At 65.0% G+C, this 12,921-nt stretch carries 12 protein-coding genes and 1 pseudogene; 7 read left to right on the top strand and 6 right to left on the bottom strand.

The annotated features are described in order from the left end of the window. Positions 1–139: 139 nt before the first annotated feature. Positions 140–1,072 carry an HFX_2341 family transcriptional regulator gene (locus ACFQS4_RS04180; RefSeq protein ID WP_497902432.1) on the top strand — a complete coding sequence of 311 codons (933 nt, stop codon included), beginning with the start codon at positions 140–142 and terminating at the stop codon, positions 1,070–1,072. 16 nt (positions 1,073–1,088) lie between these two features. On the opposite strand, the gene ACFQS4_RS04175 is transcribed toward ACFQS4_RS04180, so the two are convergent. The 3 genes and pseudogenes from ACFQS4_RS04175 to ACFQS4_RS04165 all read right to left on the bottom strand — a co-directional run. After that, complete coding sequence (locus ACFQS4_RS04175; protein ID WP_497902431.1) at positions 1,089–1,811, bottom strand: Yip1 family protein; 723 nt, start codon at positions 1,809–1,811, stop codon at positions 1,089–1,091. Positions 1,812–1,897: 86 nt separating this feature from the next. Then, on the bottom strand, positions 1,898–2,587 hold the full coding sequence (locus ACFQS4_RS04170) for a hypothetical protein (protein WP_497902430.1): 690 nt from the start codon (positions 2,585–2,587) through the stop codon (positions 1,898–1,900). Positions 2,588–2,613: 26 nt separating this feature from the next. Further along, positions 2,614–2,991, bottom strand: a pseudogene (locus ACFQS4_RS04165) (MMPL family transporter); the annotation flags it as partial. 27 nt (positions 2,992–3,018) lie between these two features. Here ACFQS4_RS04165 and ACFQS4_RS04160 point away from each other — a divergent pair. From ACFQS4_RS04160 to ACFQS4_RS04150, 3 genes are all read left to right on the top strand, one after another. Further along, on the top strand, positions 3,019–3,297 hold the full coding sequence (locus tag ACFQS4_RS04160; protein ID WP_497902429.1) for a DUF8102 family protein: 279 nt from the start codon (positions 3,019–3,021) through the stop codon (positions 3,295–3,297). Between the two features lie 176 nt (positions 3,298–3,473). Further along, positions 3,474–6,275 (top strand): valine--tRNA ligase, encoded by a 2,802-nt coding sequence (locus ACFQS4_RS04155; protein WP_497902428.1) that lies wholly within the window; start codon positions 3,474–3,476, stop codon positions 6,273–6,275. A 70-nt stretch (positions 6,276–6,345) separates the two neighbouring features. Continuing rightward, the gene (locus ACFQS4_RS04150) at positions 6,346–6,642 is read left to right on the top strand and encodes a DUF7344 domain-containing protein (protein ID WP_497903146.1); all 297 of its coding nucleotides are present in this window, start codon (positions 6,346–6,348) and stop codon (positions 6,640–6,642) included. Between the two features lie 19 nt (positions 6,643–6,661). Here the strand turns inward: ACFQS4_RS04150 and ACFQS4_RS04145 are convergent, their stop codons facing one another. Continuing rightward, positions 6,662–7,357: a DUF1405 domain-containing protein gene (locus ACFQS4_RS04145; protein WP_497902427.1), complete on the bottom strand. Its 696-nt coding sequence runs from the start codon at positions 7,355–7,357 to the stop codon at positions 6,662–6,664. A 244-nt stretch (positions 7,358–7,601) separates the two neighbouring features. On the opposite strand from ACFQS4_RS04145, the gene ACFQS4_RS04140 reads away from it, so the two are divergent. Further along, a complete protein-coding gene (locus ACFQS4_RS04140) occupies positions 7,602–7,748 on the top strand; it encodes a hypothetical protein (protein WP_253432202.1) in 147 nt (48 codons plus the stop codon). A 102-nt stretch (positions 7,749–7,850) separates the two neighbouring features. On the opposite strand, the gene ACFQS4_RS04135 is transcribed toward ACFQS4_RS04140, so the two are convergent. Further along, positions 7,851–8,003, bottom strand: coding sequence for a hypothetical protein (locus ACFQS4_RS04135; protein WP_497902426.1), 153 nt, complete (start codon positions 8,001–8,003; stop codon positions 7,851–7,853). 196 nt (positions 8,004–8,199) lie between these two features. Here ACFQS4_RS04135 and ACFQS4_RS04130 point away from each other — a divergent pair, with 196 nt between their 5' ends. Continuing rightward, positions 8,200–8,994, top strand: coding sequence for a YqcI/YcgG family protein (locus ACFQS4_RS04130; protein ID WP_497902425.1), 795 nt, complete (start codon positions 8,200–8,202; stop codon positions 8,992–8,994). 105 nt (positions 8,995–9,099) lie between these two features. On the opposite strand, the gene ACFQS4_RS04125 is transcribed toward ACFQS4_RS04130, so the two are convergent. Then, positions 9,100–9,633, bottom strand: a complete 534-nt coding sequence (locus ACFQS4_RS04125) for a hypothetical protein (RefSeq protein ID WP_497902424.1) — start codon at positions 9,631–9,633, stop codon at positions 9,100–9,102. A gap of 68 nt (positions 9,634–9,701) precedes the next feature. Between ACFQS4_RS04125 and ileS the strand changes: the two genes are divergently transcribed. Further along, entirely contained in the window at positions 9,702–12,911 is a 3,210-nt protein-coding gene (gene ileS / locus ACFQS4_RS04120) for an isoleucine--tRNA ligase (RefSeq protein ID WP_497902423.1), read from the top strand. Positions 12,912–12,921: the final 10 nt, after the last annotated feature.

The raw sequence follows: 12,921 nt of genomic DNA, 5'->3' as shown, positions 1-12,921 counted from the left end.
GTACCAGTCGTTCGGAAGAACGTACGGCCGATTCGGTTTCGCAGGCACTGACGACAGCCAGGACGACAGCGACTGACGAAGGCGTCGCAGCGGTCGAGAGTCTGGTGGTTTTTATACTATCCGGCCACCTCTACCGCGTATGCAAACCCACATCGTCCCGGTCGGCTTCGACTACGACCGGTTGATCGCCCCACTGGTGCGCGATCAGTACGGCGTCGACCGCGTCATCCTCCTCGAGGGGGCCGTCGGGAGCGAGGCCAACGTCGAGTACTCCCGGCACCTCTCCCAGAAACTCGAGACCGACTTCCAGAACCTGCTGGGGGCGACCACCGAGCGGTTCGTCCTCGAGGACGTTTACGACTACGACGAGGCGTTCGAGCAGGCCTACGACCTGATCAACGACGAGCTCGACGAGGGCAACGAGGTCTGGGTCAACATCGCCGCCATGCCCCGGACGGTGAGTTTCGCGTTCGCGACCGCCGCCCACTCCCTGATGGTCGAGCGCCAGGACGACCGCGAGCAGATCCACACCTACTACACGGCCCCGGAGAAGTATCTCGAGACGGAACTGGCCGAGGAGCTACGCGAACAGTCGGCCTTGCTCGAGGATCTGCTTGCGGGGGAGCGAGAACTCGGCGAGCCAGCGACCGAAATTGAGACCGAACGCGTGGCCAGTCGTCTCGAGAGCGCCCGACAACTCCTCGCGGAGTTCGACGAGCGCGGGACGACCATCGGTGCGAAGGAAATCGACGGCGAACACATCGTCGAATTACCGGTCGCCTCCTTCTCGAACGTCAAGCCGTTCGAGGAACTCATCCTCTATAAACTCGGCGAGGACGGCGAGTTCGAGTCCGTTTCAGAACTCGCGGAGGCCCTCTCGCGCGAACTCAACGAGGAGTACACCGACAGCTTCCGCTCGAAGGTGATCTACAACGTCGACCGACTGGGGCCGGGCGGCAAGGGCTACATCGAGCGCGAGGAGCACGGAAAGTCCTACCGAACGCGGCTGTCGCGGATCGGCGAACTGTGGGTGCGGGCACACTCGGATTCGGCTGCGATGCCCGAACGGTGAACGACTCAGAAGAGCGTCACGAGCGAGAAGAGACCAGGGGGATGCCTACGCCGAGCGCTGCCATCCCTTTCGGAATGTCGGCTTCGCTGGCGAGTCCACTGGTGAGCAGGTACCACTGCCAGCCCATCGTCGCCAGGGAGGCGACCAGTAACAACGGATCGATCGGCGCCATCGCTGCCTCCAGCGCGTCGACGCTCCGGTCGACATCGGTGATGATCACGTCCGAGAGCGCGACTCGAAGTCCAACGAGGCCGATTACGAGTCGAACGAACTCCGGTAGCGCGGCCCACCCCGCGAGCGACAGTACACCGGTGAACGACGGCGTCCCGCCCGCGAGACGTCCGACGGCGTAGAGAGTTCCCGTCCCGAGCGCCCAGAGGAGGAGCGGAGCGAAGACGGCGAAGCCGAGATAATCGTGGACCGCCTTCTGGACAAGTTCACCCGCGTCGCGCTCGACCGTCTCGGGTTCACTACAGCCCTCGGTGACGAGCGAGTCGGCATCGTCCTCGTACATCTCACAGACCATTTCGGGCGGTCGATCCGGATTGTCCATCGTGACGGTGGCGTCGATCGCGCCGGCGAGCATCGATCCGACGAGCGAGACGGCGAGGACGAGCGCAATCGTGTACAGAACCACGATTCCAACCGCGATTGGGAGGGTCGTCTTCGGCGGTCGTTCGTCGAAGAACGCAACCGGCGACAGGAGGAGTTGTGCGAGCGGGCGGAGGGCAGGAATCATTGCGCCCCCGAATAATTAGATAAACAACAAATAAATTCCCCTTCGAGCTATCCGACTATCGGAGGAGACGGACTCGAGGGAGACGATCAACGTCCCTGTCCACCACGTCCTCGGTCGCCCTCGTCGTCGCCATCGAAGGACGACTCACCTGGGCCTGCGTGGTCCGGCGGGCCGCCACTGTCGGGCGTTCCTGCGTGCGGCGGCGGGCCGTTGCCGGATGGGTCCCCATTGCCTCGTCGGCCATTCCTGCTGTCGTGATCCTCGTTCTCTCCAACGTCTTCGCTCCTGTCCGAGTTCGCGGCTGACCGACGCTCACCACGGTCGATTTCACGGCGTTCGTCTTCCGTGGTTCCGGATTCGTGGCGTTCGTCGTCGCTCGAGAGGGAGGCATCGTCGGTTCCACGTTCGCGTCCAGTTGAATCGTCAGGTTCGTCCGAGTCACCCTGGTCGTCTGAGCCATCCGGGTCGTCAAATTCGTTCGAGTCGTCCGAACTACCGTTCGAATCAGGTCCCGCGTCGGTACCATCGTCGACCAGCGGCGACGTCGTCCACGAAAACGGGTCCGGGGTGGGACTGTCGTCGGGAACGTCGTCGCTCGAATCGATCGCGTCCGGCTCGAGGGCCGGGCCGAGCAGGAGGGCGAGTCCGACGAAGGTGACGGCGGCGAGCACGATCGGGACGACGAGACCGAGCGTCGAGAGGTCACCGCCGTGTTCCGGCGAATCGTCGGCCATCGTGTCCGTCGAAACGGGGGCGACGACCTTCGTTACGCACACCAAACTGGCGGCTTCACCGTCTCCTTTTATACGTTCGACCTGCCCAATCGATCGAGAACCCGTTCTCGAACGACGAGCAACGACGGGAGGACCGTCAGGCAGGCGACGAACGCGAACGCGATCGCCAGCCCGGTCACCAACCCGAATCGCTGGAGCGGCGGCGCGAGTGCGAGCGCGAGCACCCCGAACCCGGCGGCGGTCGTCGCGGCACTGCCGAGCAAGGCGCTACCCGTTCCCGTCACCGTCGCCGAGAGGGCGGCCTCGAGAGTCGGGCGCTCGCGCCGCTCGGCGACGAAGCGCTCCCCGAGGTGGATACTGTAGTCGACCCCGAGACCGATAGCGAGGCTCGTGATGACGGCGGTCTCGCTGTTGAACGGAATCTCGAGGAGCGCCATCGCGGCCAAACAGGCGGGCAGAACGTCTCCGTCGACGTGACCTTCGACGTCGAGACGACCGTCGAGGACTCGCTCGAGGGAATCGCCGGGCGACTCGAGGCCGGCGACCCGGTGACGCCGCGACAGCTGTTCGCGCTGGTGATGGAGGGCGAGCACGATCCGACCGATCACGACGAGATCGTTCTCGTGCGAGGAGGAGGGGAGTCGCCCCACGACGACGGCGTCGACGACCAGTTCCTCGAGCGCCTGGCGGCGTACCTCGAGACCGACCTGGACCTCGAAACGGAGAGGCGAGCGGTGATCCGGCCCCGGTGAATCGAAGGCGAACGGTCACGTTCGCGAGAAGCACGGGAAGACGCGAAAAGGCTAACACGCTGTAGCGAACAGTAAACGTATGGACGAGTTCGTCACGCCCGGTGACGCCGGTCCTCGAACCGCCGTGTTCGTAGGGGCCTTCTAGCCCCATCTCTTTCCCCGTTTCGACGGATGTATTGTCCCGGACTGGAATACAGCGAACAACGACCAGTAACACCAATGACGAGATACCGCGAACGCGACCGATTGACGAACCGACGACGCCCCACACGGGCGGTGAGAGCATGAGTGCTGACGGCGACCTCGAGGCGGAGACCGAAGCACAGGGCCGCGGCCTCGAGGGAACCTACGACCCCGAAGCCATCGAGAGCCGGTGGCAGGACGCCTGGGTCGACGCGAAGACCTACGCCTACGAGGGCGAACCCGGCCAGGATCCGAACACCACCTACGCCATCGACACGCCGCCGCCGACGGTGTCGGGGAGCTTGCACATCGGCCACCTCTACGGCTCGACGCTGCAAGACTTTGCGGCCCGCTACCAGCGAATGGCCGATGGGGACGTCCTCTTCCCGTTCGGCTACGACGACAACGGCATCGCCTCCGAGCGCCTGACCGAGGAGGATCTCGACATCCGCCACCAGGACTACGAGCGCCGGGAGTTCCAGCAGCTCTGTCGCGAGGTCTGTGCGGAGTACGAGGCCGAGTTCACCGAGAAGATGCAGGCGCTCGGAACCTCGATCGACTGGGACCATACCTACAAGACCATCGAACCGCGCGTCCAGCGGATCTCCCAGCTCTCCTTTATCGACCTCTACGAGAAGGGACGAGAGTACCGCAAGAAGGCGCCCGCGATCTGGTGTCCCGAGTGCGAGACGGCCATCTCACAGGTCGAGACGGAGGACGACGAGCGGAACTCGCACTTCAACGACATCGCGTTCGAGATGGCTGGCGATAATCCGCCTCGAGAGGAGTTCGTCATCTCGACGACGCGCCCCGAACTCCTGCCGGCCTGCGTTTCGGTGTTCGTCCACCCCGACGACGAGGAGAACCAGGATCTCGTGGGTGAATCGGCCAGGATCCCAATCTTCGGCCACGAGGTGCCGATCATCGAAGACGACCGCGTCGACATGGAGAAAGGCAGCGGCGTCGTCATGTGCTGTACCTTCGGCGACCAGAACGACATCGAGTGGTACCAGGCCCACGATCTCCCACTACGGGTGGCCATCGACGAGACCGCGACGATGACCGACCTCGCGGGCGACTACGAGGGGATGGGTACCGAGGACGCTCGAGAAGCCATCGTCGAGGACCTCGAAGACGAGGGATACCTCCGTGATCGCCGCGAAATCGTCCACGACGTCGGCGTCCACGAGCGCTGTGACACCCCCGTCGAGTACCGCGTCTCCAAGCAGTGGTACGTCGAAATTCTGGACCACAAAGAGGAATACCTCGAGGCCGGCGAGGCCATGGACTGGTACCCCGAAAAGATGTTTACCAGGTACCGTCACTGGATCGAGGGCCTCGAGTGGGACTGGCTGATCTCGCGCCAGCGCGACTCGGGGATTCCGTTCCCGGTCTGGTACTGTGGCGAGTGCGATCACCCGATCATCGCGGAAAAGGAGGATCTACCAGTCGATCCCCTGAGCGACGACCCGCCGGTCGAGAGCTGCCCGGAGTGCGGTCACGACGGCTTCGAGGCCGAGGAGGACGTCTTCGACACCTGGGCGACCTCCTCGCTGACGCCGCTGATCAACGCCGGCTGGGACTGGGACGCAGAGGCCGAGGAGTTCGCGATGGCGAACCCGGAACTCTACCCCTTCGACCTGCGCCCGCAAGGCCACGACATCATCTCGTTCTGGCTGTTCCACACCGTCGTTAAGTGCTACGAGCACACCGGCGAGGTGCCCTTCGACGCGACGCTGATCAACGGCCACGTCCTCGACGAAAACCGCGAGAAGATGTCCAAATCGCGGGGCAACGTCGTTCAACCCGCCGAGGTGATCGCGGAGTACCCGGTCGACGCGATTCGCTTCTGGGCGGCCAGCGCCGCCGTCGGCGACGACTTCCCCTACCAAGACCAGGACATCGTCGCCGGGGAGAAGCTCCTCCGGAAGCTCTGGAACGCCTCGAAGCTGGTCGACAACCTGGCGCCCGCCAATCCAGAGGAGCCCGCGGAACTCGAGGCGATCGACCGCTGGCTGCTGGCGGAACTCGACGCCACCGTCGAGACGCTCACCGAGCACTTCGAAAACTACGAGTTTGCCAAGGCCCGCAACCACCTCCGGACGTTCTTCTGGAACACGTTCTGCGACGACTACCTCGAGATCTCCAAGACCCGCGAGGACAGCGCCTCGACGCAGTACGCGCTGCGAACGGCTCACCGAACCTTCCTCCTGCTGTGGGCGCCCATCCTCCCCCACGTCACCGAGGAGATCTGGCAGGCGGTGTACGTTGAGAACACCGAGACCACAGACGAGGACGACTTCGACAGCGTCCACACCGAAACCTGGCCCGTTCCACAGGGCTACGAGGCCGACCTCGAGGCCGGCGAGACCGCGATGGAGGTCATCTCCGCGCTGCGCCGGTACAAGTCCGAACGCCAGCTGCCCCTGAACGCCAGCCTCGACAGCGTGGCCGTCTACGGCCCAATCGAGGGCTTCGCGGACGCGATCCAGGACGTAAGCCACGTCCGGAATCTCGAGTCGCTCGAGGAGCCGCCGGAGATCACCACCGAGGTGGCGTCGATCGACCTCGATTACGCAACCCTCGGACCGAAGTACGGGGCGAAAGTCGGCGAGATCGACGCGGCCATCGACGCGGGCGAGTACGAGATCGAAGACGAGACGCTCGCCGTCGCCGGCGAGGAACTCGAAGCCGACCTGTTCGAGGTCGAGCTCGAGCGAACCTACTCGGGCGACGGTGAGATGATCGAGACGGAGTCGGCGGTCGTCATCGTCGACGACGAGCGGGCGGACTGAGTCCGTCGGATTTCTCGCGCTCCGTCCGAGTTCCCGCGAGTCGTTCGACGCCCAGGACTTCCGGACGGTCCTGGAAAACGAGCACGTTGTATATATACGTTCACTGACAAGAGCGACGAGAGCGACGGGTGCACACACTGCGCCGTTCGAGGAACTCACCGACGCCGTCCACGAGGTCGCCGTCCACGAGGGCAATCGATCGCCGGATCGACTCGAGCGCGTCGCCACCGCGTTACACCACGTCCACCTGCCGAAACTGGCCGACGCCGACATCGTCGCGTACGACCACGAACTCGGCCGGGTGGAGCGACTGCCGGCTGCCGCACAGCTCGACCCGTCCCTCGAGTTGGTCGACGACGAGAACTAGCTGACTGCCGTTTTTCCGTTCACTGGGCCGCGGCCTGCTGCACCGTTTCGCACAGTTTCGCCCGCGTCGCCAGCGCCAGAAACAGCGCCAGCAGCGTGACGGTTACTTCACCAGCGCCGATGACGCCCAGCGCGTCGGCCCCGAGGTACATCGGTTCGGTTCGCTCGAGCGGGATGGCCGTGTGGTGGAGGTCGCCGACGACGGGAACGAAGTAATCCAGGACGAGGTTGACGCCGTAGTACGCGAGCGCGACGGCGACGGCCCAGACGGGAAAGTCGGAGATCCGGTGGAGGACGAACGCCTGGACGACCATCGCGAGGTGGCTCCAGAAGAGGAAGTGGAACATCAGCGGATCGAGGTAGCTGTAAGCGTCCCAGAAGGCGAGCAGCGTGTAGGGCGTCCAGAGTCCGAGGATGATGTTTCCGAAGAAGGCGATGGCGGTGAGCCAGGGCTGTTCGTGACCGAGTTTCCAGGCGGCGATAGCCAGCGCGATGGCCAGGGTCGCCAGCGGGCTGTCGGGAACGAACGGCCACATCACTGGCGACGTCGACAGGAGTTGGGCCTGGTAGTACCAGAATCCGAAGATCGTCCCCGCGAGGTTGATCGCGACCACGAGCCACGCGAACCGGAGCCCCAGGTCCTCGAGCGCCGTCGGCACTGGCGCCAGGTATCGCGGGAGCGGCTGGCGGTCGGCCGCTCGCGTGTGTGCTGTCATCGCTACCGACCACGAAGACGGGATGCAAAACGATAGCGGTCCGTCCTTTCGGTGTCCAAAACCGACGGCTGCTCGCTCGAGTCGAGCGCCAGGTCGTCGAACGGGGGCATCGCTCCGTCGAACGGACGGCACGGTAGGACGGAGAGGCGGTCACGGAGACGGTGGAGCGATGGTACGGTGGGGCGGCTGAGACGACGGAAGCGCGTGCGAGTCCTTTATGTGCCCGCCGTCTGAATATCAACCAATGAAATCCGATGGATCGTCAATGGCCGGCGAGGATCGAACGTTCACCCGCGAGATCATGTTCGTCATGCTCCTGTGGATCGTCGCCGTCGTCGCCGCCGGCATCGTCCTGATCCTCTTCCGGGACGTGCTGACCGGGCTGTTCTGAGTCGACTCGCATCCGGCACGACGACCTCGAGGGCGATGAACCGAGGGCCCTGCCACCGGCTTTCCTTGTCGATTCGGCCCTCGAGATTCAACCCTCGAGCGATCAGAGCATTCGATACCGGAACGAGAGGTAGACGATTACGAAGACGAACGTGCTCGCGAAGAGGTACTCGCCGATCGTGATCGCGTAGACGAGTGCCCCCGCGTTGAGCACGATGCCGAAGAGGTAGACCGGTCCCAGCCGATCGGTGTTCATACGGCTCTCTCCCGACGGGGTAACTCAAGTCGATCGGTCACCAGACTGTCGACAGCCATTGTCGTTCTCTCGAGGGGCCAGAGACCTCAATCCGTCGGTCGGCAGCCACTGGGATCGCCGGACCAGCCGGGGTAGTCGGGTCCGTCGTCGTGATCAGATCCGAAACGAATAGCACCACCGCGCCCCAGAAACCGGTATGAACGAGCCCGGCGCGGGATCCCTCCTGGACCAGGCGACGCTCGAGGCGCGCGTCGAATCGGGCGCAGTCCCCGACTGGGTCGTGGCGCACTACGAGAACTTCACCGACGGACTCCTCGGGAGCCACGACGGCAGCCCCTTCCCCTGTTACTTCGGCGTCGAATCCGTCCAGAAGGGATGGCCGCTGTACACCACCGTCGAGTCGATGACCGACAGGGACGCCCTCTTCGCGCTGGGCGAAGCCATCCTCGAGTACCTCGAGGTGTACGAAAGTCACAGTGAACTGGCCTCGCTGGTGACGTTCTTCAGGCCGCCCGAATGCGAGTTGCGAGAGCGGGAGTACCACGAAGCTCTCTGGCACATTTTGCAAGTGCTCCACGCCCACGATCCCGAGCCCTGGCCCGAGGACATCCCGACCGATCCCGACACCAGCGCCTGGGAGTTCTGCTTCGGCGGCGAGCCCATGTTTCCGACCTGCCGCGCGCCGTTCTACGACGTCCGGCAGAGTCGCTACTGTCCGGTCGGCCTCGAGATTACCTTCCAGCCCCGCGCGCTGTTCGAGGGGATCACCGCCGACACGGCTGCCGGCCAGCGCGCCCGGGAGGTCATCCAGGGCCGCCTCGAGGACTACGACGGCGTCTGCCCCCACGCCGATCTCGGAGACTGGGGCGTCGAGGGCGACCGCGAGTGGGTGCAGTACATGCTCTCCTCTGACGAGTCGCAGTTCCCCGACGCTTGCCCCATGCAGGTGAGCCGCGAGCACCCGAAGGGATCGGTCGTCATCGGCGATTGACTGGGACTCGAGACAGCGGCGTTCGAGGCGGCAGGGAAACGCGGAACTGGCACACTCAGCCCGACGGTGCCTCCGACGAGCAAGCGGATACTCGACCGTCCGTGGTCAGCGATCGGCCGTTCGATTCGAGAACAGGGAAACCTCGAAGACGCCGGCGATCAGGCCCGCCAGCCCCAGTAGAAGCAGGCCGGCGAGGGCGGTGACGACGACGGGTTCGCGTTGTGACGTCGTCAGGAGAATCGAAACGGCGAGGAGCGTAGAGAGTGCGCCCACGACGCCGAGAGTGCCGGCGACGCCGGGGCGCACCCACGCGAGGCCGGAATCGGGAACCCGCCCGCGAGCGAGAGACGCGACCGCCGCCCCCGCGAGTCCGAGCACGAGAACGTAGGCGGCGAACAGGATCGAGGGAGTGGTGTCCGCGAACTCGACGGCGACTATCTCCTCGAGGACGCCGAACCCCACCAAGACGAGGTAGCCTGGGATCTGCAGGGGCTGAAACGACGTCGAGAGGGCGAGGGCGTACAGACCGCCGAAGACGACCGTCGCGAACGAACGTACGTTGGCGTGCGTGCATCGGTTACGTGTACGTTCTCCGACAGCAAAGGTGTACTGTCCGCTGCTCGCCCGAGCGTCCCTCACGGTTCCGATCCGGCAGATCCGTCTGCCCAACCGATTCCTCTTTACTCCCGGAGTGATTCACCACGGGTATGAGCCGGTTCGAGGAGGTGGACGACCAGTACGATCCCCACGCACTCGAGGAGCGCGTGTTCGACTACTGGGAGGAGGTCGACGCCTACGAGCGAACGAAGCAGCATCGCGCCGACGGCGAGTCGTTCTTCTTCGTCGACGGCCCGCCGTACACCTCCGGGGCGGCCCACATGGGCACGACCTGGAACAAGAGTCTCAAGGACCTCTACATTCGCTTCAAGCGGATGCAGGGGTACGACGTCACCGACCGGCCGGGCTACGACATGCACGGCCTGCCCATCGAGACGAAAGTCGAGGAGGAACTCGGGTTCGAGAACAAAAAGGACATCGAAGAGTTCGGCGAGGAGAACTTCATCCAGGCGTGCAAGGAGTACGCCGACGAGCAACTCGAGGGCCTGCAGTCGGACTTCAAGTCCTTCGGCGTCTGGATGGACTGGGACGACCCGTACAAGACGGTGAACCCGGAGTACATGGAGGCCGCCTGGTGGGGCTTCTCGAAGGCCGCCGAGCGTGGGCTGGTCGAGCAGGGGCAGCGGAGCATCAGCCAGTGTCCCCGATGTGAAACCGGCCTCGCGAACAACGAGGTCGAGTACGAGGACGTCGAGGATCCCTCGATCTACGTGAAATTCGACCTCGTCGATCGCGAGGGATCGATCGTCATCTGGACGACCACCCCGTGGACCATCCCCGCGAACGCCTTCACGGCGGTCGATCCGGACCTCGAGTACGTGGGCGTTCGCGCCGAAAAGGATGGGAAAGAAGAAGTGCTCTACGTCGCCGAGGCCTGCCTCGAGGGCGTCCTGAAGAAGGGACGCTACGAGGACTACGAGGTCCTCGAGGAACTCACCGGCGAGGAGATGATCGGCTGGGAGTACGAGCACCCCCTCGCGGAGGAGGTGCCCGACCACGCGAGCCACGAGGGCGCCCACCAGGTGTACGCCGCGGACTACGTCGAGGCCGACCGCACGGGCCTCGTCCACTCCGCGCCCGGCCACGGTGAGGAGGACTTTACCCGAGGACGGGAACTCGGGTTCCCGATCTTCTGTCCCGTCGGCAGCGACGGCGTCTACACCGAAGAAGGCGGGAAGTACGAAGGGCAGTTCGTCAAAGAGGCCGACGAGGAGATTACCGCCGACCTCGAGGCAAACGGCGCTCTCCTCGCCTCGGAGACGGTCACCCACAGCTACGGCCACTGCTGGCGCTGTGACACCGGCATCATCCAGATCGTCACTGACCAGTGGTTCATCACGATCACGGACGTCAAGGACGAACTCCTCGAGAACATCGAGGACAGCGAGTGGTTCCCGGACTGGGCCCGCGACAACCGGTTCCGTGACTTCGTCGAGGACGCCCCCGACTGGAACGTCTCCCGCCAGCGCTACTGGGGCATCCCGATCCCGATCTGGACGCCCGAGGGACGGGACGACGGCGAAGACATGATCGTCGTCAGCACCCGCGAGGAACTCGCCGAGCGCGTCGACCAGGACGTCGATTCCGAAACGGTAGACCTCCACAAGGACGTCGTCGATGACCTCACGATTACCGAGGACGGGACGACCTACACCCGCGTGCCCGACGTCTTCGACGTTTGGCTCGACTCCTCGGTGGCGTCGTGGGGAACCCTCAACTTCCCCGGCGAGCAGGAGCAATTCGACGAACTCTGGCCCGCCGACTTCATCCTCGAGGCCCACGACCAGACCCGCGGCTGGTTCTGGTCCCAGCTGGGGATGGGAACCGCCGCGATGGGCGAAGTACCCTACGACAAGGTGCTGATGCACGGCCACGCGCTGGACGAGGACGGCCGGAAGATGTCCAAGTCGGTCGGCAACGTCGTGGAGCCTCACGAGGCGATCGAGCGCCACGGATCCGACGCCATGCGGATGTTCCTGCTCTCGGCGAACCCGCAGGGCGAGGACATGCGCTTCTCGTGGGACGGCATGCGGACGATGGAAAACCACCTCCGGACGCTCTGGAACGTGTTCCGGTTCCCGCTGCCGTACATGCGACTGGACGGGTTCGATCCGAGCGAGACGGGGCTGGACGAGGTCGATTCGGACCTCGAGCTGGTCGACGAGTGGGTCCTCGCCCGCCTCCAGTCCACGAAGGCCGAGATGACCGAGCACCTTGAGCAGTTCCGCCAGGACCGGGCACTCGAGACGCTGCTCGAGTTCCTCGTCGAGGACGTCTCCCGGTTCTACGTCCAGGCGGTCCGCGAGCGCATGTGGGACGAATCGGACAGCCCCTCGAAGGTGGCCGCGTACGCGACGATCTACCGCGTCCTCCGCGAGGTCGTGGTACTTCTCGCACCCTACGCGCCGTTCGTCTCCGAGGAGATCTACGGGACCCTCACCGGCGACGACGGCCACCCGACGGTCCACATGGAGGACTGGCCCGCAGTCGAGGAGTACTGGGCCGATCCCGAACTCGAGACTGACGTGGCCTACGTCCGCGCCATCGAGGAGGCGGGGGCGAACGCCCGCCAGCAGGCCGGACGAAAGCTCCGCTGGCCCGTCCCGCGCGTGGTCGTCGCCGCAGACGACGAACGCGCCGTCGAGGCCGTCGAGCGCCACGAGTCCCTCGTGGCCGATCGACTCAACGCCCGCGCAGTCGAACTCGTCGGCCCCGGCCAGCAGTGGGGCGAACTCGCCTACAGCGCCGAGGCGGACATGAGCGAACTCGGTCCCGCCTTCGGCGGCCGCGCCGGCGAGGTCATGAACGCCCTCAACGCGGCCCGGATCGAGGAACCGAGCCTCGAGGCGCTCGAGGCGGCCGTCTCCGACGCGCTGGAGGGTGAGGAACTCACCGACGAGATGGTTTCGTTCGTCACCCAGACGCCCGACGACGTCGCCGGCACCGCGTTCGGGCTCGACGGCGACGACAGGGGCGTCGTCTACGTCGACGCCTCGCTCACCGACGACATCGAGAGCGAGGGCTACGCCCGTGAGGTCATCCGCCGCGTCCAGGAGATGCGCAAGGAACTCGACCTGGATGTCGAGGAACGCATCGCGCTCGAGATCCAGATTGAGGACGACCGCGTGTCCGACCTCGTCCGCCAGCGCGAGGACCTGATCCGCGAGGAGGTCCGCGCCGAGGCGCTTCGAGCCGTCGACGCGGACAGCTCCGACGCCTACCGGAAGACGTGGGACGTCGAGGGTGTGACGATGGAGTTGGCGCTCGAGCCGATTGCGGCGGCGGAAGCGTCGGACTGATCGGCTCGAG

This window comes from Saliphagus sp. GCM10025317 (genome assembly GCF_042663665.1).
Classification (GTDB): Archaea; Halobacteriota; Halobacteria; order Halobacteriales; family Natrialbaceae; genus Natronosalvus.
This window is presented reverse-complemented; position numbering and strand designations above follow the sequence as displayed.

Coding starts and splice junctions, on each gene's coding strand:
- ACFQS4_RS04180 (WP_497902432.1), top strand. CDS start 140: ATGCAAACCCACATCGTCCCGGTCGGCTTCGACTACGACCGGTTGATC.
- ACFQS4_RS04175 (WP_497902431.1), bottom strand. CDS start 1,811: ATGATTCCTGCCCTCCGCCCGCTCGCACAACTCCTCCTGTCGCCGGTT.
- ACFQS4_RS04145 (WP_497902427.1), bottom strand. CDS start 7,357: ATGACAGCACACACGCGAGCGGCCGACCGCCAGCCGCTCCCGCGATAC.
- ACFQS4_RS04140 (WP_253432202.1), top strand. CDS start 7,602: ATGAAATCCGATGGATCGTCAATGGCCGGCGAGGATCGAACGTTCACC.
- ACFQS4_RS04135 (WP_497902426.1), bottom strand. CDS start 8,003: ATGAACACCGATCGGCTGGGACCGGTCTACCTCTTCGGCATCGTGCTC.
- ACFQS4_RS04130 (WP_497902425.1), top strand. CDS start 8,200: ATGAACGAGCCCGGCGCGGGATCCCTCCTGGACCAGGCGACGCTCGAG.
- ileS (WP_497902423.1), top strand. CDS start 9,702: ATGAGCCGGTTCGAGGAGGTGGACGACCAGTACGATCCCCACGCACTC.